At 43.9% G+C, this 21,354-nt stretch carries 25 protein-coding genes; 16 read left to right on the plus strand and 9 right to left on the minus strand.

Annotated features, from left to right (window positions below; genetic code table 11):
- Nucleotides 1–151 precede the first annotated feature (151 nt).
- Genes R7Q46_RS02370 through R7Q46_RS02395 form a run of 6 tightly spaced genes read left to right on the plus strand, consistent with a single transcriptional unit; the run spans nt 152 to nt 4,733 of the window.
- Nucleotides 152–898 carry an energy transducer TonB gene (locus R7Q46_RS02370; protein ID WP_318077267.1) on the plus strand — a complete coding sequence of 249 codons (747 nt, stop codon included), beginning with the start codon at nt 152–154 and terminating at the stop codon, nt 896–898.
- Nucleotides 898–1,596: a MotA/TolQ/ExbB proton channel family protein gene (locus R7Q46_RS02375; protein WP_005375324.1), complete on the plus strand. Its 699-nt coding sequence runs from the start codon at nt 898–900 to the stop codon at nt 1,594–1,596. Before R7Q46_RS02370 ends, R7Q46_RS02375 begins: the two co-directional genes overlap by 1 nt.
- Nucleotides 1,593–2,006 (plus strand): ExbD/TolR family protein, encoded by a 414-nt coding sequence (locus R7Q46_RS02380; RefSeq protein WP_005375322.1) that lies wholly within the window; start codon nt 1,593–1,595, stop codon nt 2,004–2,006. Before R7Q46_RS02375 ends, R7Q46_RS02380 begins: the two co-directional genes overlap by 4 nt.
- 28 nt (nt 2,007–2,034) lie before the next feature.
- Complete coding sequence (locus R7Q46_RS02385) at nt 2,035–2,904, plus strand: heme/hemin ABC transporter substrate-binding protein (protein WP_085569330.1); 870 nt, start codon at nt 2,035–2,037, stop codon at nt 2,902–2,904.
- A gap of 9 nt (nt 2,905–2,913) precedes the next feature.
- Nucleotides 2,914–3,951, plus strand: a complete 1,038-nt coding sequence (locus tag R7Q46_RS02390) for a FecCD family ABC transporter permease (RefSeq protein WP_054578656.1) — start codon at nt 2,914–2,916, stop codon at nt 3,949–3,951.
- Entirely contained in the window at nt 3,951–4,733 is a 783-nt protein-coding gene (locus tag R7Q46_RS02395; RefSeq protein WP_213871228.1) for a heme ABC transporter ATP-binding protein, read from the plus strand. Before R7Q46_RS02390 ends, R7Q46_RS02395 begins: the two co-directional genes overlap by 1 nt.
- Before the next feature lie 113 nt (nt 4,734–4,846).
- Here R7Q46_RS02395 and R7Q46_RS02400 read toward each other — a convergent pair whose 3' ends face one another.
- On the minus strand, nt 4,847–5,308 hold the full coding sequence (locus R7Q46_RS02400; RefSeq protein ID WP_005385033.1) for a TetR/AcrR family transcriptional regulator: 462 nt from the start codon (nt 5,306–5,308) through the stop codon (nt 4,847–4,849).
- Nucleotides 5,309–5,915: 607 nt separating this feature from the next.
- Here R7Q46_RS02400 and R7Q46_RS02405 point away from each other — a divergent pair.
- A complete protein-coding gene (locus R7Q46_RS02405) occupies nt 5,916–6,215 on the plus strand; it encodes a YfcZ/YiiS family protein (RefSeq protein ID WP_005375307.1) in 300 nt (99 codons plus the stop codon).
- 88 nt (nt 6,216–6,303) lie between these two features.
- On the opposite strand, the gene R7Q46_RS02410 is transcribed toward R7Q46_RS02405, so the two are convergent.
- The gene (locus R7Q46_RS02410; protein ID WP_213871229.1) at nt 6,304–6,576 is read right to left on the minus strand and encodes a YnjH family protein; all 273 of its coding nucleotides are present in this window, start codon (nt 6,574–6,576) and stop codon (nt 6,304–6,306) included.
- A gap of 319 nt (nt 6,577–6,895) precedes the next feature.
- On the opposite strand from R7Q46_RS02410, the gene R7Q46_RS02415 reads away from it, so the two are divergent.
- On the plus strand, nt 6,896–7,495 hold the full coding sequence (locus tag R7Q46_RS02415; protein ID WP_017821237.1) for a hypothetical protein: 600 nt from the start codon (nt 6,896–6,898) through the stop codon (nt 7,493–7,495).
- Between the two features lie 73 nt (nt 7,496–7,568).
- On the opposite strand, the gene R7Q46_RS02420 is transcribed toward R7Q46_RS02415, so the two are convergent.
- Nucleotides 7,569–8,678, minus strand: a complete 1,110-nt coding sequence (locus tag R7Q46_RS02420) for a 1-acyl-sn-glycerol-3-phosphate acyltransferase (RefSeq protein WP_005385027.1) — start codon at nt 8,676–8,678, stop codon at nt 7,569–7,571.
- A gap of 191 nt (nt 8,679–8,869) precedes the next feature.
- Here R7Q46_RS02420 and R7Q46_RS02425 point away from each other — a divergent pair, with 191 nt between their 5' ends.
- Nucleotides 8,870–9,478, plus strand: a complete 609-nt coding sequence (locus tag R7Q46_RS02425; RefSeq protein ID WP_064369671.1) for a hypothetical protein — start codon at nt 8,870–8,872, stop codon at nt 9,476–9,478.
- 109 nt (nt 9,479–9,587) lie between these two features.
- On the opposite strand, the gene R7Q46_RS02430 is transcribed toward R7Q46_RS02425, so the two are convergent.
- Both R7Q46_RS02430 and R7Q46_RS02435 read right to left on the minus strand, forming a co-directional pair.
- Nucleotides 9,588–10,070: a hypothetical protein gene (locus R7Q46_RS02430; RefSeq protein WP_104976466.1), complete on the minus strand. Its 483-nt coding sequence runs from the start codon at nt 10,068–10,070 to the stop codon at nt 9,588–9,590.
- Nucleotides 10,071–10,084: 14 nt separating this feature from the next.
- A complete protein-coding gene (locus R7Q46_RS02435; protein ID WP_065275432.1) occupies nt 10,085–10,618 on the minus strand; it encodes a nicotinate-nicotinamide nucleotide adenylyltransferase in 534 nt (177 codons plus the stop codon).
- A 178-nt stretch (nt 10,619–10,796) separates the two neighbouring features.
- Between R7Q46_RS02435 and nadE the strand changes: the two genes are divergently transcribed.
- The gene (gene nadE / locus R7Q46_RS02440) at nt 10,797–11,627 is read left to right on the plus strand and encodes an ammonia-dependent NAD(+) synthetase (protein ID WP_005375299.1); all 831 of its coding nucleotides are present in this window, start codon (nt 10,797–10,799) and stop codon (nt 11,625–11,627) included.
- Between the two features lie 100 nt (nt 11,628–11,727).
- On the opposite strand, the gene R7Q46_RS02445 is transcribed toward nadE, so the two are convergent.
- Nucleotides 11,728–13,545, minus strand: a complete 1,818-nt coding sequence (locus tag R7Q46_RS02445; RefSeq protein ID WP_318077268.1) for a hybrid-cluster NAD(P)-dependent oxidoreductase — start codon at nt 13,543–13,545, stop codon at nt 11,728–11,730.
- A 267-nt stretch (nt 13,546–13,812) separates the two neighbouring features.
- Here R7Q46_RS02445 and R7Q46_RS02450 point away from each other — a divergent pair, with 267 nt between their 5' ends.
- Nucleotides 13,813–13,977: a YqaE/Pmp3 family membrane protein gene (locus R7Q46_RS02450; protein ID WP_005375297.1), complete on the plus strand. Its 165-nt coding sequence runs from the start codon at nt 13,813–13,815 to the stop codon at nt 13,975–13,977.
- Between the two features lie 155 nt (nt 13,978–14,132).
- A complete protein-coding gene (gene pyrC / locus R7Q46_RS02455) occupies nt 14,133–15,161 on the plus strand; it encodes a dihydroorotase (protein ID WP_005385019.1) in 1,029 nt (342 codons plus the stop codon).
- Nucleotides 15,162–15,256: 95 nt separating this feature from the next.
- Here pyrC and R7Q46_RS02460 read toward each other — a convergent pair whose 3' ends face one another.
- A complete protein-coding gene (locus R7Q46_RS02460) occupies nt 15,257–16,162 on the minus strand; it encodes a DUF808 domain-containing protein (RefSeq protein WP_318077269.1) in 906 nt (301 codons plus the stop codon).
- Nucleotides 16,163–16,334: 172 nt separating this feature from the next.
- Between R7Q46_RS02460 and R7Q46_RS02465 the strand changes: the two genes are divergently transcribed.
- Nucleotides 16,335–17,252 carry a M14 family metallocarboxypeptidase gene (locus tag R7Q46_RS02465; RefSeq protein ID WP_054728741.1) on the plus strand — a complete coding sequence of 306 codons (918 nt, stop codon included), beginning with the start codon at nt 16,335–16,337 and terminating at the stop codon, nt 17,250–17,252.
- Here the strand turns inward: R7Q46_RS02465 and R7Q46_RS02470 are convergent.
- Entirely contained in the window at nt 17,247–18,035 is a 789-nt protein-coding gene (locus tag R7Q46_RS02470) for an AraC family transcriptional regulator (protein WP_025768515.1), read from the minus strand. The two genes, R7Q46_RS02465 and R7Q46_RS02470, sit on opposite strands and share 6 nt — an antisense overlap.
- 98 nt (nt 18,036–18,133) lie before the next feature.
- On the opposite strand from R7Q46_RS02470, the gene R7Q46_RS02475 reads away from it, so the two are divergent.
- From R7Q46_RS02475 to R7Q46_RS02485, 3 genes are all read left to right on the plus strand, one after another.
- Complete coding sequence (locus R7Q46_RS02475; RefSeq protein ID WP_017821248.1) at nt 18,134–19,039, plus strand: DMT family transporter; 906 nt, start codon at nt 18,134–18,136, stop codon at nt 19,037–19,039.
- Nucleotides 19,040–19,184: 145 nt separating this feature from the next.
- Complete coding sequence (locus R7Q46_RS02480) at nt 19,185–19,670, plus strand: acyl-CoA thioesterase (RefSeq protein ID WP_005375279.1); 486 nt, start codon at nt 19,185–19,187, stop codon at nt 19,668–19,670.
- 171 nt (nt 19,671–19,841) lie between these two features.
- Complete coding sequence (locus R7Q46_RS02485) at nt 19,842–20,087, plus strand: hypothetical protein (RefSeq protein WP_005375277.1); 246 nt, start codon at nt 19,842–19,844, stop codon at nt 20,085–20,087.
- A 367-nt stretch (nt 20,088–20,454) separates the two neighbouring features.
- On the opposite strand, the gene malG is transcribed toward R7Q46_RS02485, so the two are convergent.
- A complete protein-coding gene (malG, locus tag R7Q46_RS02490; protein WP_005375275.1) occupies nt 20,455–21,345 on the minus strand; it encodes a maltose ABC transporter permease MalG in 891 nt (296 codons plus the stop codon).
- Nucleotides 21,346–21,354: the final 9 nt, after the last annotated feature.

Below are 21,354 nucleotides of genomic sequence, written 5' to 3' on the forward strand. Positions count from 1 at the left end.
CTTAACTCCCATCATGTAAGGGATGGAAGCTGATCTTGAAAATTCTGCAAGAATCATAATTTGAGCGTAATGATAATGCAATTGATAATTGATCTTATTTCCATTGTAAGTAATAATCTGCCCAAGTTTTCATAGTTTCCCGAGATATTGCGTGAACGTACAAAGATATGTCATTGCAGGAGGTGCTTCCCTTGCCATCCATGCCGCACTTCTTTTTGTTTCTCAAGAGACAAAGGTGTTCGCGATGCCGGCTGGAAACCCAGCAAGTTCGGTAAGTCTAAATCTTGTGTCTGCTCCTCCAGCTGTCGAAAAATCTACACCAGAAAATGTAGCACCACCAAAACAGCAGCAGCCTCAAGACCAACCTGAACCAGAAAAGAAGATTGTAAAAAAACAGGTCGTCAAGAAAGACGCTGTTAAGAAAAAGGTAGTAGAGAAAAAACCTGAACCGGTTAAACAATCTAAACCTAAAGCGGTCGAGCCCACCAAAACCGTAACAAAGCAAAAGGTTCAGCCCGAAGCGAAACCAAAGAAAAAAACGGAACCAGTGAAGAAAGAGACGGTAGCTCAACAATCCGCACCTGCGAGCCAATCCAAAGGGGCAACGTCTCAGCCTGTCTTGGTCGACAAACCAACGTTTGTGAGTCAACCAACACAACCCCGTTACCCAAGGTCTGCACAAAGACGTGGTATTGAAGGTGTAGCCTTGTATGAGATATGGCTAGATGAGAATGGTAACCAGATTAAACAGGTTTTGATTGAGTCTTCCGGCACAGAGTCGCTAGATGCCTCAGCACTTCGTGCGATCAAACAGTGGCAATTTACACCACATATTTCAGGTGGGCTAAAAGTCGCTCACCGAGTACAAGTACCTGTTCGTTTTAAGTTGGATGGATAATGGAACAACTACAAGAATTACAAACTCAATTTGGGCTGATGACATGGCCTTTGATCATTTGCTCAGCTCTAACCGTGATGATCATCGCCGAGCGATTATTCCATGTGTTAATTAGCCTTGGTGTAGGAAAGCGAGCCATTCGCCAAAAGCTCACAGGATTAGACCCAACAAATGGGAGCGAGCTTGAAGCACTTGCTGAAGAGTTGTCGAATAAGCGGCCGCTTCTGTACCGTGGTGTTGCGATGTTGCTTGCTCATCATTCTTTCTCGAAATCTTTAAGAGAAGATGCCGCAGGTATTTGGCTGCAAGAAAAACGCCATCAGCTGCATTCCGGCCTTCGTTTGCTGACGCTGATTGGTGTCATCAGTCCTTTAATTGGCTTGCTTGGTACGGTACTTGGCTTAATTGACATGTTTAAAGGCATCGCGGTTTCAACGGGGAATATCACGCCGAATGATTTGGCTGACGGCCTAGGTCTTGCTATGCGCACCACTGCCGCGGGTCTCATTATCGCACTTCCTGCCATTTCAGGAGCGCAGATCATTGGTTTGTGGGCGGATCGTGTAATCGCCAAGCTTGAGCACACTTTAAACTACGTCAACTTATGGCTTGAAGGCATCTCGTTACAGCATGTCTCGCCAGACCACTCAAAAGTAACACTGCGCTCTTCTGAGAAGATTGAGGCAGCAACTAAATGATTAAAACACCACAAGAAAATAGTCGTAACGGTTTAACCCCCGATTTAACACCGCTGTTAGACATTATTTTTATCGTCATGGTTTTCCTGATGTTAACCGCAGCGGTCAAACTCGATTCATTAGACGTCAATTTACCGAGCACAGAATCTCAGGCTGTTGCAGATGTCGATAAGCAATCCATCACGGTAAATATTCTTAAAGACGAGCCTTACTGGGCTATTAACGGCAAGACATATATCGATTGGGACAACTTTACCCTCGCGCTGTTAGAAGAGAGTAAGTCAAGCGATAAACCGATTGTAATTGGAGCAGAAAAAACCGCGAATATTCAGTCGCTAGTACAACTTCTCGGCTTTTTACAAGAAAACGGAATTCAAGCAACTCAGTTACTCACTGAAGAGCCATCATAAAAATAAGTAAGATAGAGATCCTTTCAAAATGAAGAACACACGCATCACTATTCATGCTGTTGTCACGGCAGCTATTTCCCTACTTGCGAGTAGTCAACTTTTTGCCAATGAAACGCCATCCTCAGAGCGCGTTGTTAGCGCAGGCAGCGCCGTCACTGAACTCTTGCTTGAACTCGACGCTAAAGATAGCTTGGTTGCTATCGACGTCACCAGTCAATTACCAAAAGGGATGGAACTGCCTAAAGTGGGCTACCATCGTCGTCTTTCAGCGGAGGGGTTGCTCGCCTTACGTCCGACAAAAGTCATTGGTTCTGATGAGATGGGGCCGAAAACAACATTGAGCCAATTGAAATCGGCTGGCGTAGATGTAGAAATTGTTAATACTGATGCAAATGTCGAGGGCCTTTATCAACGTATTGATCAAATTGCGAACCTTATGGATCGCAAGGCTCAAGCTGAAAGCTTAAAGCAAGATGTCCAGGCGCAAGTACAAGCACTCAATGCAAACCAGCCTAATCAAGCAAAGAAAAAGAAAGTGCTCTTTCTGCTGATCCATGAAGGGCGACCTGCAAATGTTGCGGGCTCACAAACGACACCCGATGCAATTATTCAACTCGCCGGCGGACAAAACCCAGCCGCTACACAACTCTCGTCTTACAAGCCTCTATCCACAGAAGCGATGGTAGAGATGCAGCCTGACGTGATTCTTGTTAGCGGCCGCAGCTATGAAACGTTGGGTGGTGCCGATGCAATTTTAAAAGCAATGCCGCTTCTTGCTGCAACACCCGCTGGAAAGAACAAAGACATCATAACGATTGATGGCCATGCTCTGGTAGGTGGTTTGGGCCTTAAAAGCCTTGCAGAAGCTAAACGCTTGAATGCACTGCTTTACCCATAGAGACATGACATGTTGTTAAGACGCATCCCCCTTTCAACGACGTTATCAGTGCTTAGTGGATTTTTAGCATTTATTGCTATCGCCTCTATTACCGTTGGCCCAATGAACATTAGCTTTGCTGACAGTTTGCGTAGCCTAACGGGAGGCAGTTCTGATCTCGCTCCTCACATTCAGTTGGTCATTAACGAAATCCGATTGCCTCGCACCATTTTGTGTATGTTCATCGGCGCCATTTTGGCAATTTGTGGTGTGGTTATGCAGGGCTTGTTCCGTAACCCATTAGCCGAGCCTGGTATCATTGGTGTGTCTGCTGGCGCTGCTCTTGGTGGTGCATTCGCTATTGTTGTATTTGCTGAATTTAGCCAAAACTATCCGCAACTAATGAACTTAGCGGCTCTGCCTCTTTTTGCTTTCATTGGCGGTGCACTAACGACTATTCTCGTTTATAAACTCGGCACAAGTAAGTTTGGTACCTCAGTTACAATTATGTTGTTAGCCGGCGTTGCCATCAGCGCGCTCTCGGGTGCTGCGATTGGCTACATGAACTTTATCGCAGATGATCAGATGCTGCGAGATTTGACGCTTTGGTCGATGGGCTCATTAGCTGGTGCAAATTGGTCAGGGATTGCTCTATCTGCTGTAACACTCGTCATCCTATTGCTCTGGTTTCAGAAGAAGTCGATGGCGCTGAATGCTCTGTTGTTAGGGGAATCAGAAGCAAGACACTTAGGAGTTCCGGTTCAAAAACTCAAACGTCAGCTTATTTTACTTTCTGCACTGGGTGTTGGTATTACGGTGAGCATCAGTGGTGCAATTGGCTTTATTGGGCTCGTGATTCCTCACTTAGGGCGCATGCTCGCTGGGCCTGACCATCGAACGCTATTACCAATATCTGCCTTAATGGGAGCACTGCTTCTTACTGCCGCAGATATGTTTGCTCGTGTTGCCGTGGCACCAGCTGAATTACCAGTTGGAATCGTGACCGCATTGATTGGCGCGCCCTTTTTCATCTACTTATTGTTCCAGCAAAAAGGGAAGATTTTGTAATGAACCAGATCGTTTTATCGGGGAAAAACATTTCGATGACATATGGCAACCGTGTGGTGCTCGATGACATCAACATTGATATCCGAGCTGGTGAAGTGACCGCCCTACTCGGCCCCAATGGCGCAGGTAAAAGTACTTTACTCAAGCTTCTATGCGGTGAGATCTCTTCGAATCATCACATCACCTACTTCGGTAAACAAAAGCATGATTGGGAGCCTGAAAAAAGCGCCAAACATATTGCAATGCTCCCGCAGCACTGCACCTTAACCTTCCCATTTCTAGCCAGAGAAGTAGTAGAGCTGGGGGCAATACCGCTATCACTGTCCAATAAAGAAACCACTAAACTGGCTTTACATTACATGGAACAAACCGACGTATTGCATTTAGCAGAAAGCCTGTACCCGTCTTTATCTGGTGGAGAAAAGCAACGACTGCATCTAGCACGAGTGATGACACAACTACATCAATCTGGCGAAAAACGAATCTTAATGCTTGATGAACCTACCTCAGCGTTGGATCTCGCCCATCAACACAACACGTTAAAAATTGCTCGTGAAACGGCAAAAGCACAGAACGCTGCGGTGGTTGTGGTGTTACATGACTTGAATCTAGCCTCTCAGTACGCGGACCGCCTTGTACTCTTGCATAACGGGAAACTAGTTTGTGATGACACGCCATGGAATGCACTAACGTCAGAGCGCATTGAACAAGTTTATGGCTATCGCTCTATTGTGACAAAACATCCGACGCTAGACTTCCCTCAAGTGCATGCCGCAGCATAAAGCGTATCTCCTCTAAAGCCGTCTCGAAAACACTTTGATACGACAAAGGCCCGCAATATGAGAGTTGCGGGCCTTTGCTTTTATATTGGCAGAATTTGTTGCTTTAAACGCTATTACTTGCTCATTTGGATCAATGAACGACCAATCAACCACTCAAGCTCTTTGTCACCACCCGCACCAAACTGGCTTTCAACCATTTTGTATAAGCGGTCAATACCATTAGCAGCAAATTCTTGCGCATTTTCAGCGGTGACAATGTGATGGAATAGCAGTCGTAAAATCGCGAGGAACTCAGCATCTTCCAGCGCTTTAATCCAACTTTGTGAAAATGCATTTAATCCTTTATCAAACTCTAAGTGTTCAATAAACATTTTAAAGATACGGCCATCCAGTGCGGCGGTGAAGTCCGTTTTCTTAGGGAAGTGATGGCTAATACCGGTACGCGATATACCTGTCTGCTGGCTTAGCGTCGTGTACGACATTTTGTCGTAACCTAATCTGAGTAGCTGATCAATAACGGCATCCATGATCTTTTGGATAGTGATTTCGGTATCTTCTTTACTACGCTTTGGCATATTTTAAGCTCTTCTCTTTGTAAATCCATCTAACTCACTATTAAATGAGGCCAGAATGAAATCATTCTTAGCATTATACCCGGCTCGCCGATGCGGTTCGATTAGCGAAAACCTAGAAATCAGGTTGCTAAACGCTGCACTTGAAAGCGCTTTGGGTATATGTATTGCGACTATTTAATATCATGTCGAGTTCCAAACCATAACGTCTTTACACTGCGTAATGTGTAATTTTCAGTTATGTTTTTGTCAATACATGCTACTCAAAATAAGGCGAAAAGTTAGTCTCATCAAAACCTTGCGCCAATTATTCATCGAAACTATTCAAAGACCAAGAATGATAATTATTAAAAATAATCAATCAAGAAATAGTCTTATAAATTAACCATTAGTTCAACTGGACTGAGCAAAATCTCGTCACTATGTTCGTTAATTGATTTTAAATGTTGATATATATCACATTAACGTTCTTGATGATTTAGTAATCCAATCTTTAACCCTTACTTAACAAGTGCCTATTCTGTTCCTTTTTTACGCAAAAGTCGTCATTTTTGTAGATACAGATCAAATACCTGATAGAATACCCTTAGTATTTACAAGAGGATTCGTTATGAGTGTCGAATTAGAAAAAAACCAAGTATGTGAGGCCTGCGGCTGTGCTGGCGAGATAGGCTTTATCATCAAAGAAGGTGACGAAGTTGCCGACGTAACGGTTTTCGCACAGACAAAAACAGAGCTAGAGTCTGAACTACAAAAATACATCGAGCTCGCTAAATCAGTATGTGCTGATGTTGAATACAATGTTTCAGAAATAACCGAAGAATCGAACCAAGCGACGGCTCGATTCAAATTTGAAGTAAGTGCTGAAAAACTTATCTTTGAATTAAAAACTCGCTCACTCGCGCGTTAATGAAAAAAGCGAGCATGATGCTCGCTTTTTATTTTTCCAATCTCTTAATCTTAAACCGCTCTAAATGAAACAGACAACTTCGGCGCGTTTATTTATCTTTTTTGAACACGACCCACTTTAACGAGCCATTGGTTTCAAAATCGTTCTCAGCGGTACACATCAGTAATACGCCTTCAACATTGATCACGGCCCCTGTGGTGTAGGCTTTATCATCGTAGTAACAGATACGCTGACCTACCTTACCGTCAGAAACTATTAGCGCTTTGTTTTCTGGTGTACTGTATGATTTAGCAAAAACGGAACCCGACAGCAGTACTGCAAAAACACCAGCGGTAAAAATAGATACACTTTTTAACTTCATGAAAATCTCCCTCAAACTTCAATAATACTAACAAGGACCCTTGTGAAGTTCTTGGAAGAATCTCATATTATTCAAATATCTACTGATATTTTTCTCACCTCTACGCTTGAATCTGCTTCACATTCAATCATTTAATTTATCTCATTTTAGTAAGCTTGAAGTTACTTAGCGCAGTAAAGAAGCGCACACTTTTAGCGTGTATCTCTAATTTGAATATTTAAGTTATGAATCAAAAACTGTGAGCAAAAAATGCATAATAGGTTTATTTAAGTATAAGATAAGCACCTGTTGATCTCGGTATTTAACTAAATCTTTGACTATGCGTTTTGTTTCCCTATGCCTTACTTCAATCCTGCTCTGCTCGTCTCCTTTGGCATATGAGCTAGATTACTATTCTAAGTTTGGTCACATCGATAATTACGGCAATCTTGATCTTAGAAACAAGCCTTACACCCAACTACCCTCTGGCCTAGTGGTAAAGGGCAACTTAAACATCTCACAAACCCCTATCAAAACCTTGCCTAAAGGGCTTGATGTTGAAGGCAGTCTGGAAGCAACTAACAGCGCACTCAAAGTTATTCGCTCAGGAACAAAGATAAAAGGCTATGCAAACCTACTAGGTAGTAAGATCGAAAACTGGCCTAAAGGCATCAAACTAGGCGGTTACCTAAATCTGACAGATACACCGTTAAAAGCGCTTCCAGCTAAACTTCGAGTAAAAGGTGATCTAAGTGTTATTCGCACTCCCATTTCTGAACTTCCTGAAGGATTGGTGGTTGATGGTAATCTTTATATTGGAGGATCAGCGCTGAAAGTATTTCCAGACACAATGACGGTGAAAGGGAATATCTATTTAGGTGGTAACAGGATCACCAAATGGCCTAGCAATTTAACCCTTGGTGGCGCCGTCGCACCTTAAAGAGCAGATAAAAAAAGCCCCGGCAGGCCGAGGCTTTAAGGCATTCTGAATCAACAGACTTCAGTGACGAAAGTTACTCTTGGTTATTCACAGGATTGGCATAGCTCGCCACCAAATAAGGTCTTGCGCCTTCAGGTAGCTGATCCAACTTATCCGCGAGATGACGCTTAACCGCTTCCGTAATGATGCTCGAATCTTCATGCCCAGCAGCTAACAAGTTGATTGGGTACAACTTGTAGTTGTTGTGAATTTGGCGGTCGATTTCACCAGCAAGAGATTCCGGCGTTTCAAACTCTTGCTCAATCACATCACCAAACGCAACATGTACACGGCCTTTATAGCCAACGATACCTTGAATGATGCTTTCGATATCTTCAAATTCGCCTTTTTCATAGCGGCCATTTTCTGCTTTTTCGTACAGCTCTTTTGCTTTGGCAATGTCACATGGATCATTTTCATAGGCAATCGAGACAGGAACGATTTTCAGAGAACGCGTGTACTCACCAAAGCTGATCTTTTGTTTACGACCTTCAACATGGAACATTTTTAAAATCGCAGGATCAGTAAAGTCGTTTCCATCTTTAGCACGGCCTTCCTTTTGGGCAATCCAAATTGAATTGCCAGTATCAAGCGAATGTTTGATATAGCTTGACAGTTGTCCCAATGCTTTCATCATTTCTCTAGGCGCTTTAGCAGAGCGCTTAACGATGAAGCTCTTATTGAGTCGCATCAATTCTGTCGCACATGGCTTCTTCAGCAGGTTATCGCCAATCGCTATACGAACTGTACGGTGCCCACTTTGGTACAAGCCATAATTTACGAGCGCAGGGTCCATCGCAATATCACGGTGGTTAGAAACGAATAGGTATGACGTGTTTTTATCCAGCTTATCCAAACCAGAAAAAGTGACGCCATCCGTTGTCTTATTCAATGTATCTTTCAGATACTTCTTCACTTCAATCTGAATTGCTTCGACAGAATCAAGCTTGCTCCACTTGGCTTTCAGGTAGATGCGCAGGATCGGGCTCATTAGCGTTTTGAACCATGCTGCTTTATTAGCAAAGCGATGTTCTAGGATAGCAGTGATAAATTCATCATCTTGGATTAGACGATCCAGCGCTGCTGGAATTTCTTCGTCGTTGTAAGGACGAATTTCAATATAAGGATCGGTATTGGCTGTCATTGTTCATTACATATCAAAAAAAGCTGGCACATTTTACGCATAGTTTTGCTGACAAGCAGCATTTCAACCCATACTTTTAACATGGTCATACCAGTTTAGCCACCATTTATCATGCTAAAAAATTCTCTCAGCAGGTTGGAATCGTATGGGTTTAACGTTACCCTTAGCGCCAAAAAACACTGGTACTCATAATGAACTACGCAATTGAATTTCACGACGCTAAATACCCCTTCCTTGATGTAGCTGCGCGTAAAAAAGCACTGAAGCACAGTCTACTGTCTGTCATCGAAGGGTTAGCCGTCATTAAATTGGGTAAGCAGGAGTATGCCATTGAACCAGGCCAATATTTTTGGATTCCTCAAGGATGTTTGAGCTCCCTCACCTTTTTACCTAATTCTCGTGTATATCGTTGTGATTTTTCTGTGCGTTTAAATGACGAGTTCTCACAACAGGCGGGCTTTGTGAAGCCTTCACCGCTACTAAAAGCGCTCGTCGAGAAGCTAGCAACAACTGCCGAACGCTCGGATCTGCAAACCGATCTACTGACAGTAGTAAGACATGAAGTATTGACGCTGTCTCCTAAACTAGCGCACTCAACGTTAACGAGAACCATCAATCAATGGACTCCTGGCTGTGACATGAATATTTCTAAAGAGCTTTGCTTGGTACTAACACTACGTGAAGCAAGAAAAATGAAACTGTCGGGGAAGAAGGAAGAGCAAATTGTTGACTCTCTTTTTGCTGGTAACACCGAAGAATATGAACAGCTTTGCTTTTTAGTCTTTGGAGAAGCGCTATAACTTGCTCTTCAACAAGCTACGTCTTCAGCATTACGGACACAGAAAGTAGATTAAAACAAAAAGGGCGTACATTGATAATGTACGCCCTTTTTTCATTTGCTTGAGGTGTCTAGAAAGGTACCTCTATTTGCATCATCCAGTCAGCGTCATAATATTCGTGCCAACGATAATCAAACCGCATTCTTGGCTGTCCGTCGGATTTATCACCAAAACCAACGCTGAACATCAACCCGTGACTACGAAGCCACTCTTCTGTATCCATTTTACTCTCTTCGTCTCGAAGCTCTTCCGGCATCCAAAAACCAAGACCAAAGTAATTCTTTTCTAAGTTTTGAGTTAGAAGTGGGGTGTCTTCCGGCTTAATCGCCCACTCCTCCCAATAGTTTTCTGTTGGTCCTTCAAGCTTCGCTTCCGCTGCATACCAAATCAATGCTTCAGTACTTAACACGCCGATGGAATCTAAAATTTCTTCACAGATTGGAAGCGTGTTATCTTCAAACACCACGGAACGATCAGAAAAATAGTTACACGCGGAATGAGCTTGTGTCACCACAAGCAGCGCACATGCACTAAATAAAACTGCTCTGACCATGAAAATCTGACCTCTCAGTTCCCAGACAATGTTTCTCTGTATAAGCCTTTACTAAGTAATAAATCACGTACGGAAGGTGTTGTATAGGCGCCGATCTCTTCACCCTCGGCCAATGCTTTGCGAATATCTGTGCTTCTGACTTTTACTTTTTCAGGACATGCCATAACAGTCCAACGTTCCGTAATCTCTTCAGCTCTACTAAATTTAGCAAATTTGAAGAAATTATCAGGACCAATGACAAAAGTTATATCGGCAGTTGGGTAAATTTCTTGAATTTTTTCTAACAACGCATAGGTCGTCACACTTTGTCCAGGTTGGTATAAAGCTTGCTCTGCATCAGAACGCTGAACATTAGAAAGCCCCATATCCTTGATGAACACATCAACCATTTTGCACCGAGTTGGGTAATCAAGCATGTTCTTGCCCCAAGCATGTGCAATGCTTGGCTCAAGTAGCACGAGATCAAAGTGGCTCAAAGACTCAATAACACTTTTATGCCCTAAACTAGGTGGGTTAAATGCACTACCAAAAATGGCGATTTTTTTCATATCCGGTGATTACCTGGTTGAAGAGAGTTTTCTAATCTGATGATTTCGGTATGATACTACTAATCTTTACAGCTTTTGACCCTAAAGTCGCGTTTAATGAGCCTCAACTGTATGGTTTATCACCATTTGAGCAAATGCGCTTTAGAGTCTGAAATATTTGCAGGAAAAGGAACCCTAAATGGAACAATCCATCCGTGACGAAATGCGCGTACTCCCTTCAATTGATCCGCATTTTGAAATTGAACGCCGTGTCGCTTTTATTAAGCGTAAATTGCAAGAAGCGGGCTGTAAGTCTCTTGTTCTTGGCATCAGCGGTGGCGTTGACTCAACGACATGTGGTCGTTTAGCTCAGCTGGCTGTAGACCAGCTGAACGAAGAAGCGGGCAACAATAGCTACCAATTTATCGCAGTTCGCCTGCCTTATGGGGAGCAAAAAGATGAAGATGAGGCTCAGCTCGCTCTGTCTTTTATCCAGCCAACCCATTCTGTATCGGTGAACATCAAAGCAGGTGTTGACGGGCTTCATTCGGCTTCTCACGTTGCATTAGAAGGCACAGATCTTCTACCAACTGATGCAGCAAAAGTCGACTTCGTAAAAGGCAATGTAAAAGCGCGTGCTCGCATGGTTGCTCAATACGAGATCGCGGGCTACGTAGGCGGCCTTGTTCTTGGTACTGATCACTCAGCAGAAAACATCACTGGTTTCTACACTAAATTTGGTGATGGCGCTTGTGACATGGCACCATTGTTCGGATTAAGTAAACGCCAAGTTCGTGAAGTGGCTGCTACATTGGGTGCACCTGAGCAACTAGTGAAGAAAGTGCCAACAGCAGACTTAGAAGAGCTTGCTCCACAAAAAGCAGATGAAGATGCCCTAAGCTTAACTTACGAGCAAATCGACGATTTCTTAGAGGGCAAACCCGTTCCACAGCAAGTGAGTGACCGTTTGGTAGCGATTTACAAAGCAACGCAGCACAAACGCCAGCCAATCCCGACGATTTACGACTGAGCGATATTTTCAGCTCTCTTTAAAACTCAAAACGCTGCTAAAAATAGCAGCGTTTTCTTGTCTAGGAACAGTTTTTGTCGAAGGACAAAGACGTTCTCGCCTAGTTGGTTACTGTTACGTCCGTCTCTGGCACAGCACAACACGCCAATACGGTTCCCATTGCACGTTCCTCATCAGTCAACGCGGGCACGTCCGGATGATGTACTTGACCCGACGTAAGCTGAACTTTACAGGCACCACATAAGCCTGCACGACAGCTATTGCTGATGACCTTCCCAGCATCTTCGAGCTGATCTAACAACGTTTTCTGATTATTCCCTACAACTTTCGTCCCATTGAAATCGATCGCTATGCTCTTCTCTGGTCTTGAAGTGACTGAAGATACGCCAAACGCTTCTTGATGGTAGTTTTCTTCTGGCAGCCCTTTTCTTAGCAGGAGATTTTTCGCTTTCTCCATAAAACCATCAGGACCACACACAAACACTTGGCGCTGTTCAACATCTTTGATTTGCTTAATGTGTGACAAACTTAAACGCCCTTTTAACCCAAACCAATCAACAGCAGGTTGCGTTAAACAGACTTTTACTTCTAGCCCTGGGTGCTCACGCTTTAACTGCTCCAACTCTGAGCGACAAGGAATATCATTTTCGGTCCGACATTGATGGTAGAAAACCACGTTCTCCAACTGATTATGATCCGCTAAGTAACGTACCATCGATAGCATTGGTGTTACTCCGCTACCCGCAGAGAGTAACAATAGAGGCTGCGCTTCATGCGTTTTTAGGTGGAACTGGCCATCAGGTTGTTCTGCCTCTAAAACATCACCGACTTGTAAGTTGTCTAAGAGTGAGTTAGAGACTCTTCCACCCGCGATACGCTTTACAGAAATAGCATAACGACCCGGACGAGAAGGACTGGATGATAAGGTATAGCGTCGACCCACTTTCTTACCATCAATATTCACCTCTATTGGCAGGTGTTGTCCTGGCAAGTAATTAGGCAACGAACCTTTGTTTGGCTCTAACCATAAGGTCACAAAGTCTTGGGCAATTTCTTCACGCTCAACACATGTAAGCTTCATGCGCACTGGCGAGTTATCTGCGTAAAACTCCGGCTCTTTGTACTCCAATACTTCAACTTTATCGCCTTGACGAATAATGCCTTCATTTCGCGCGACAAGATTCTGGCCAAAGAACACACCACCGACATCGTTTGCACGGAACTGTTGCAAGGTTTTGAGCGGCTCTTTGCTCTCACGGAATGTGCCTCTTTGGGTATTCACCGTAGTCAGGATACAGCGCTCGCAAGGTTTGAGAGACTCAAACTCTACCTCACCGATTCGTATGCGCTTCCATGAATCTTCTTCAAATGGCTTAGTATCAGAGACAACTAAGTTAGTACGAAACTGATCCATTGAGTGTAACTCTGAACTTCTTCGGTTCAGCTCATCAAGTGAAGCTTGGCTGATCACTAAAACCGGATAACCATCAGCAAAACTGACGTTTTGACCTAGCTTTTCACGGACACGATTCGATTGCTCACCACTAAACAACAACTCAACGCGTTGCCCCAACACACGACTAAACCAGTCATCTGCATCATCTGTCGTGGTATAGGCAGTAAAGGTATCTTTCCAAACCGTTGCAGGTGTCTCCTGCATTTTGAAATCTTGGTAACGGATTTTAAGTGGCTCCATACCCAAACTACTAAACACCACTCCATCGGACAATAAGGCAGACTTAATGGTTACCATTTGCGGATACTTTCGCGCAGTGATCATCGAGCCATCAGCTTTCGCAATCATAAAGCGACGATCGAAGCTCAATCCTTGCTTCTCAACCCATACGGACGACAGCGATAATCCGCCAACTGACTTAACCGGAAAAACATTAATTTGGGACAAAATGGGTTGCGGCATGGCCTTCTTCCTACGGGTGTTTTTTATTTGTTGCGGTATTGTATACTCAAATCACATTAAGTTGCAGAGTCTGCTGCCTCTTCATCCATTGCAACTTTCTCGAAACCATATTCTTATAAATTTGGTTTTAGTGACAAGTATTTACTACACTCAACATTCGCGTTTTTTAACATCGTTCTGACCAAATACCGTTTGATAAAGTGTGATACGACACACATAATTCATCTGAGTTATCACTGCCCCCATTTATTGATTTGGAGCTTAATTATGGATACAAGAAAACTGGTTCTGATTTTGTTATGTATCTTTCTTCCGCCTGTCGCGGTGTTTATGGAGAAAGGTCTAAATAAAGACTTTTTGATTAATCTAATATTGACGTGTTTCTTCTTTCTACCAGGTACGATCCACGCGCTTTGGTTAACAATGAAGTAACCACTTACACTCTCACTCTTTATAAAATTGAAAAATGGGATGAAATATGAGGGCAATTCCTCTATCATCCTGTCGCCTAAGCGCAAGCGTTTGCTCAAAAGCAAATACGGCGCTTAGGCTCCAATCAGACAACTTTTCAATGGTGGGAGCAATTAATGACAACACTGACTATCACTCGTCCTGACGACTGGCACGTTCACTTACGCGATGGGGAAGTTCTTAAAGACACCGTTCGCGACATCAGCCGCTACAATGGCCGTGCGCTGATTATGCCAAATACCGTCCCACCTGTTACTACAACTGAGCTCGCCCTAGCCTACCGTGACCGAATTCTCAAAGAGCAACATGGCGAACAGTTTGAGCCTTTAATGGCGCTTTACCTTACAGATAACACGACACCAGACGAAATACGTAAGGCTAAAGCAACCGGACACATTGTTGCTGCCAAGCTCTATCCTGCTGGCGCCACAACAAACTCAGATTCCGGTGTGACCAATGCGAAAAACATTTATCACGTTTTAGAAGCAATGGAAGAAGTAGGAATGTTACTTTTGGTTCATGGGGAGGTAACACATCACGATGTTGATATCTTCGACCGAGAAAAAGAATTCCTTGATACTGTCCTCGCTCCTATCGTCAATGATTTCCCTAATCTTAAAATCGTACTAGAACATATCACCACCGCCGACGCAGCAAACTTCGTTAACAATGCCTCAGACAACGTAGCGGCTACCATCACTGCCCACCACCTTCTTTTCAACCGTAACCACATGCTTGTGGGTGGTATTAAACCTCATTTCTACTGTTTGCCAATTCTTAAGCGCGGAACCCACCAGCAAGCGCTGATCGAAGCAGCAACTAGTGGTAGCAAGAAGTTTTTCCTAGGTACAGACTCAGCGCCACATGCGAAAGGGGCAAAAGAATCGGCTTGCGGTTGTGCTGGTTCTTACACTGCGCACGCTGCGCTAGAGCTTTATGCAGAAGTCTTCGAAAAAGAAGGCAAGTTGGAAAACTTGGAAGCTTTCGCAAGCTTCAACGGTCCTGATTTTTACGGCATTGCACGTAACACAGATACAGTAACGTTAGAAAAATCCGCTTGGGATGTGCCAGAAACGATGCCATTTGGCAATGATATCGTTGTGCCTATTCGAGCAAATGAACAGATCGAGTGGAAAGTGAAGTAAGTACTTTACTGACGTTTCACCCATAAAACAGGGTCATGCTTTTTGTAAAAAGAAGTCATGACCCTTGTTATTATCGTCTCATGTTTTAGATGTGATTATTGACCACGAAGCTTTTCAACCATCGTCCATACCGCAACCACAACCAACCCCGCCACAAAGCCGATAATACCGTTCAGTAAAATAGGCAAAATGGCTGTAGCAACCGAATGACCACTAAAGTTCATAATAATCGGCTCTACAAAGTGATGAATGGCTGGCACGTTGTGCACCACAATTCCTCCACCCACCAAAAACATCGCAGCAGTTCCTACAATGGTTAACAACTTCATCAACTTTGGTGCAAAAGCGACCAAGGCCCCTCCGACTTTCGCTACCCAACCTTTACCGTTTGAGCGACTTTCAAGGTAAAGGCCTAAATCATCTAGCTTCACAATCCCAGCGACTAGTCCATAAACTCCAACCGTCATAATCACTGCAATTAAACTGACAACTAAAATTTGCGTAACAAGACTGGCTCCTGTCACGGTACCTAACGCAATCACGATGATCTCTGCTGAAAGGATAAAGTCTGTTCGAATCGCACCAGAAACTTTACGCTTTTCATACTCTTCTATCGACTCGCCAGTATTAACTAGCTCCTCTTTTTCTTCGTGCGGATGCGAGTGAGGAAACACTTTCTCAAGTACTTTCTCTGCCCCTTCAAAGCAGAGAAATAAGCCGCCAATTAGCAATAATGGCATAATAAGCCATGGAATAATCGCGCTAATAAGTAAAGCTGAAGGAACTAAAGTCAATTTATTTTTGAATGAGCCTTTTGCAACCGCCCAAACCACTGGAATCTCTCGCTCAGATGCAACACCAGACACTTGTTGAGCGTTTAACGCTAGATCATCTCCCAATACACCTGCGGTTTTCTTTGCCGCCATTTTTGACATTAAGGCGACATCATCAAGCACCGTGGCAATATCGTCCAACAGTGTGAGTAAACTTGCTCCAGCCATTTTTTGTCTCTTATATGAAATTGAGTAAGTAACAAAATGTAACACCAATGAATCACTCATCAAAGTGATGATTTTGCAAAGAATACCACACCAAATGGTGTTTTATATTGCTGTAAAGATAAGACAGGTCTAGTCTTGTGATACCTTTCAGCAGTCAAAAGAAAAAGTATAGATGAAAAGTGGATACATTTACCCGATCGGTACTCCTGGCCAACCTTGGAACGAAGAAGAACGTAAAGCTTGGTTAGCAACGCAAGAAGTAAAACGTAGCTACCAAGATGAAGTCGTCAGTAAAATCGATGCCCTACGCGAGCGTTTTGATGTTGAACAATATGGTGCGCTCTCATACAACGAGGCACGCTTCCCTCTGTTTTGTATCAAAACACGCAATTGGGATTCAACTAAGCCTGTTGTGTTGGTCACAGGCGGCGTGCACGGTTACGAAACCAGCGGTGTACATGGCGCATTAAAGTTTGTAGAAACAGAAGCAGAGCGCTATGCAGAGCATTTCAATATTGTCGTTGCACCCTGCGTAAGCCCTTGGGGTTACGAGGTGATCAACCGCTGGAATCCAAACGCGATTGATCCAAACCGCTCTTTCTATAAGTATAGCCCTGCCGAAGAGTCCGCTAACCTCATAAAGCTCGTTGCAACTTTAGGCGATGTGTTAATGCACATTGATCTACATGAAACGACAGATTCTGACGAAACTGAGTTCCGTCCAGCCTTAGCTGCTCGTGATGGTATTGAGTACATTGAAGGTATGATCCCAGATGGCTTTTACACGGTGGGAGATAGTGAAAACCCTCAGCCTGACTTCCAAAAAGCGGTCATTGAGTCAGTTGCAAAAGTGACTCACATTGCACCAGCAGATGAAAACGGCGAAATCATTGGTTCACCCGTCGTACAGTTTGGCGTTATCAACTACCCAATGGTAAAACTGGGCCTGTGTGGCGGCGTAACAAATTGCGTTTACGGCACGACAACGGAAGTGTACCCAGACAGCCCAACAGTGACCGACGAAGAATGTAACGATGCACAGGTTGCAGCCGTGGTGGGTGGTTTGAATTACATAATCGCTCAGCTATAACAATCGATTCTTGTATTGCTCCGGTGTCATGCCGGAGTATTTCTTGAACATCGCGATAAAAGGGCTGGCTTGGTTATAACCTAACGTCAGAGCGACTTCTTTTACGGTCTGCCCTTTACGCAGCAACTCCATAGAATGTAAATATCGCACACGTAAGCGCCACTCAGTAAAGCTCATTCCTAATTCACTCTGGCAATGTCTCGCTAACGTGCGTTCTGTAGTATGCACTTTTGCCGCCCACTCCGCCAAACTAATTTCATCGGTTGGCGATTCTTCTACTGCTTTTAAGATTGGCTGAAGATATTTGTTGTCGGTTGTCGGTAAAAAGTGATGTTCCACTTCTTGTTTCGCCAGTTGATCCAACAACACTCGCACCAAGCGTTTGTCTTCATCGCTCTGCGCGACGTTAATGTCACGCTGACGAAAGTCCTCAATGATGGCAGAAACGATGGGGGTGACTTTGATTAAACTGGTTTTGGTTGGAAAATGCGCCGTCAATTCAGGGGCAATGTTCAAAGAACAATATTCGATTGGCTTACGGTTGTAGCTAGTGTGACGAACTCCGGCGGGAACCCAAATAGCAAGATGTGGAGGTGCTAGAAATCTTGTGTCTTCTGCATCCATCTCCAGAATCCCACCGCTGATCAGTTGCACTTGCCCCCAAGGGTGGCTATGAATTCGTGTTTCTGTATTAGAGAGAAACGCTTCGAAATTCATAAACACATCTGATGGCGCACGATCGATTGATAAGGAGGGGTGAAGATTTCTGGCGCTCTTTTTCAAAATTGTCTTCCTATCGCTTACGATGTCTTTTAAGAGATACTTTTTATTATAAAGACCTGCCAGACTAGCGCCATCAATAATTGTGCTATAGGGTTCTCATGATTTATTTACTTCCGTTTTTCACCGTTATGATTTGGGGTGGTAACTCAATTGTGAACAAGATGGCTGCGAGCGCCATTGAACCAAGTGCGATGAGTTTCTACCGTTGGTTTGTCGCAATGGTACTCCTAACGCCATTTTGCCTGCCTGCAATCATCAAACAACGACACATTATTCGACCTTACTTAGCTAAGTTGGCGTTTCTTGCGTTACTTGGTATGGTTCTCAACCAGTCACTTGGATACTATGCCGGTTTAACAACAACGGCCTCTAATATGGCCCTGATCACCTCTTTAGTTCCGTTGATCAGTGTGTTTTTAAGTGTCCCATTGCTCGGTAAATCTATATCAATGTTAAGTATCGTCGGTGGTGTCATTTCGCTCGGCGGCTTGGCATTTATGCTTGGTCACGGTGATATCACTTACTTTTTACATCAAGACTTAACGCAAGGTGACAGCTTAATGCTCGTTGCTGCCATGGTATACGCGGCTTATTGTGTTCTGCTAAAACGCTGGAAAATGCCATTCAGTAGTTTGACTCTGGTTTACATGCAGGGCTTCTTTTCTGTTTTGATGCTCACACCACTTTGGCTCTCTAGTGAACAACTGTTACCAAGCCAAGACGCGCTACCATTAATCGCTTATGCTGGTATTGCTGCTTCCATTTTCGCGCCGCTGATGTGGGTCAAAGCGATTGATTCAATTGGTGCTGATTCAAGTGCTATGTTCATGAACCTAATGCCTGTGGTTTCCGTCATACTTGCTTCAACACTAATTGGTGAGAAAATTTACGCTTACCACATTATTGGTGGGTTGTTAGTCATCTCTGGCGTTATCTTGTCGCAAATAAAAGTAAGACAGAGAAAACCATTGTCCAATTCTGAGATTGCCTCTACCGCCAATTAACATCTACACCCCAAGCCACAGAACTACGCTGTGGCTTGTCACTTCCAGCGTTCGAATAAAAGTTAATATTTTGTTTCATTCGCTATTCCCGAAAATTCATCTTGCTGCTAAATTGGGAAAACAATAACCCATCAAGGAAAGACAGATGAGCAGTGGTCAAAGAGACATTACCCTTCGCTTTTTAGCAGAACCCAGCGATGTAAATTTTGGCGGAAAAGTGCACGGCGGCGCCGTAATGAAATGGATCGACTTGGCAGCGTACGCCTGCTCTGCAGCGTGGAGTGGTAAATATTGCATTACCGCATATGCTGGCGGCATTCGGTTTGTTGCGCCGATTCATGTCGGCAACTTAGTCGAAGTTAGCGCGAAAGTCATTTATACCGGACGAAGCTCAATGCACATTGCGATTGACGTGCAAGCTAGTGATCCAAAGCAAATGAAAAACAGACTCACCACTCACTGTATCGTTATCATGGTTGCTGTAGATGAAAACGGAAAACCAACCGATGTACCGAAATGGATTCCAGAGTCAGATGAAGACAAAGCCTTAGAGCAATCCGCTATCCGTCTTATGAACATGCGTAAAGAGATTGGGGAAGAAATGGAAGCACACGTTAAATATCTCAAGTAACTGGCATCCGTTAAGAACGCTATTAAGTACCTCAACGTTACCTAGACCCAGAGTGTGGAGCAACATCATGGTTTCGCCATTTGTTTCACGCTCGCCCTTATCTGTCATAAATCCTTCACCTAGCTTTGCTTAAATCCATCCATTATTTTAGAGTTGGATAGAGTTTGGATCTTGAGACTAAAAGAAACGACCTTAAGTGAAGAGACGTTGACCAATTTAAAAGCGGTCGAGTACCAGTGGGTGAGAACTATGTACGTCGAGGGGTATAACGAAACAGAAATTAATCATTACATTCAAACTTGCTTTGGCGGTGACGTTACCTTTGCTAATCTATTTCGTCGCGTCGCACTGCAGCAAGAAAGTTTGTACACGCTGCTTCAATACGTTGGATGCGCACCTTCCAGCCGAGAGTTTTAATCTCTTCCTTCCCTACCTCAATTTAGCTTTTTACTAAGCTCTAGTTATTTATGTGAAGTGCTACGCAGGGCATTATTCAAGCCCTGTGTAATCCATTGCAAAGCCGCTAATCTCTATCTACTTATTGCAAAATTGCCTTTAACAGGCATAAAAAAACCTGAGTCTAAACTCAGGTTATGGTTACAAAAACTGTTAGTGATTGAATCGTAAGGAACTAAGCTAACAGCCAGCTATGCGTAACGCCAATAAAAGCCAAGATATTACTGATCGGCGGCCAAACCAAAATTGTAATATCCGTGCTAAGTATAAGGGCGACCATGTGGTCGCCCTTTTCTAGTTATTCTTATCAATCTCAGACCACAAGAGATTATCCTTTCACACCACCAGCGGTTAGACCACCAACCAACCAGCGCTGCGCAAGTAAGAATACGGCAGTGATTGGCACTGCTGAAAGTACAGCAGCTGCGGCAAAGTCACCCCACAAGTAGTTTTGTGGATATAGGTATTGCTGCATACCCACTGCAAGTGTGTACGAGTCTACATCAGAAAGCAGTAGTGACGCTACAGGAACTTCACCAATTACCATGATGAACGACAATATGAAGACTACCGCTAGGATTGGCACAGACAGTGGCAGCAATACCAAACGGAATGCTTGCCATGGTGTAGCACCATCAAGAGCCGCTGCTTCTTCTAGAGACGAGTCAATACTTTCGAAGTAGCCTTTAATGGTCCAAACGTGCAGTGCGATACCGCCTAAGTAAGCGAAGATCAGACCGCCATGCGTGTTCAGACCAAGGAAAGGAATGTACTGACCCAGTTTGTCGAACAACGCGTACAGAGCAACCAGTGCCAACACCGCAGGGAACATCTGGAAGATCATCATCGCTTTAAGAATGGTGTTCTTACCTTTGAACTTCATACGAGCAAACGCGTAAGCCGATGTGGTTGATAGCGCCACGATTAGGATTGCAGAAATACCACCCACTTTTACCGAGTTCCACAGCCATGTCATTACTGGGAATGGTGGCGGTGTAACTGTACCGTCTGGATTAGTCACCGAGAAACCTAATGCCAATTTCCAGTGATCAAGTGTTGGGTTGTCTGGGATCAGGCTACCCGTTGCAAAGTTACCTTCACGGAATGAAATCGCGATGATCATCAGTAAAGGGAAAATAATCAGTGCCAAGAATGCCCACATTGCAATATGAGTAGCCCAAACACGATACTTTAATGACTTACCTTGTACCATTGCCATTGTAATTTC

Source organism: Vibrio sp. 811 (assembly GCF_033339195.1).

Excerpts from the sequence above, each read along its gene's own strand:
- R7Q46_RS02380 (WP_005375322.1), top strand. The coding sequence starts at position 1,593 with ATGATTAAAACACCACAAGAAAATAGTCGTAACGGTTTAACCCCCGAT.
- R7Q46_RS02390 (WP_054578656.1), top strand. The coding sequence starts at position 2,914 with ATGTTGTTAAGACGCATCCCCCTTTCAACGACGTTATCAGTGCTTAGT.
- R7Q46_RS02395 (WP_213871228.1), top strand. The coding sequence starts at position 3,951 with ATGAACCAGATCGTTTTATCGGGGAAAAACATTTCGATGACATATGGC.
- R7Q46_RS02465 (WP_054728741.1), top strand. The coding sequence starts at position 16,335 with ATGAAAAGTGGATACATTTACCCGATCGGTACTCCTGGCCAACCTTGG.
- R7Q46_RS02415 (WP_017821237.1), top strand. The coding sequence starts at position 6,896 with ATGCGTTTTGTTTCCCTATGCCTTACTTCAATCCTGCTCTGCTCGTCT.
- R7Q46_RS02475 (WP_017821248.1), top strand. The coding sequence starts at position 18,134 with ATGATTTATTTACTTCCGTTTTTCACCGTTATGATTTGGGGTGGTAAC.
- R7Q46_RS02400 (WP_005385033.1), bottom strand. The coding sequence starts at position 5,308 with ATGCCAAAGCGTAGTAAAGAAGATACCGAAATCACTATCCAAAAGATC.
- R7Q46_RS02410 (WP_213871229.1), bottom strand. The coding sequence starts at position 6,576 with ATGAAGTTAAAAAGTGTATCTATTTTTACCGCTGGTGTTTTTGCAGTA.
- malG (WP_005375275.1), bottom strand. The coding sequence starts at position 21,345 with ATGGCAATGGTACAAGGTAAGTCATTAAAGTATCGTGTTTGGGCTACT.
- R7Q46_RS02430 (WP_104976466.1), bottom strand. The coding sequence starts at position 10,070 with ATGGTCAGAGCAGTTTTATTTAGTGCATGTGCGCTGCTTGTGGTGACA.
- R7Q46_RS02420 (WP_005385027.1), bottom strand. The coding sequence starts at position 8,678 with ATGACAGCCAATACCGATCCTTATATTGAAATTCGTCCTTACAACGAC.
- R7Q46_RS02450 (WP_005375297.1), top strand. The coding sequence starts at position 13,813 with ATGGATACAAGAAAACTGGTTCTGATTTTGTTATGTATCTTTCTTCCG.
- nadE (WP_005375299.1), top strand. The coding sequence starts at position 10,797 with ATGGAACAATCCATCCGTGACGAAATGCGCGTACTCCCTTCAATTGAT.
- R7Q46_RS02405 (WP_005375307.1), top strand. The coding sequence starts at position 5,916 with ATGAGTGTCGAATTAGAAAAAAACCAAGTATGTGAGGCCTGCGGCTGT.
- R7Q46_RS02460 (WP_318077269.1), bottom strand. The coding sequence starts at position 16,162 with ATGGCTGGAGCAAGTTTACTCACACTGTTGGACGATATTGCCACGGTG.
- R7Q46_RS02435 (WP_065275432.1), bottom strand. The coding sequence starts at position 10,618 with ATGAAAAAAATCGCCATTTTTGGTAGTGCATTTAACCCACCTAGTTTA.
- R7Q46_RS02445 (WP_318077268.1), bottom strand. The coding sequence starts at position 13,545 with ATGCCGCAACCCATTTTGTCCCAAATTAATGTTTTTCCGGTTAAGTCA.
- R7Q46_RS02385 (WP_085569330.1), top strand. The coding sequence starts at position 2,035 with ATGAAGAACACACGCATCACTATTCATGCTGTTGTCACGGCAGCTATT.
- R7Q46_RS02480 (WP_005375279.1), top strand. The coding sequence starts at position 19,185 with ATGAGCAGTGGTCAAAGAGACATTACCCTTCGCTTTTTAGCAGAACCC.
- pyrC (WP_005385019.1), top strand. The coding sequence starts at position 14,133 with ATGACAACACTGACTATCACTCGTCCTGACGACTGGCACGTTCACTTA.
- R7Q46_RS02375 (WP_005375324.1), top strand. The coding sequence starts at position 898 with ATGGAACAACTACAAGAATTACAAACTCAATTTGGGCTGATGACATGG.
- R7Q46_RS02425 (WP_064369671.1), top strand. The coding sequence starts at position 8,870 with ATGAACTACGCAATTGAATTTCACGACGCTAAATACCCCTTCCTTGAT.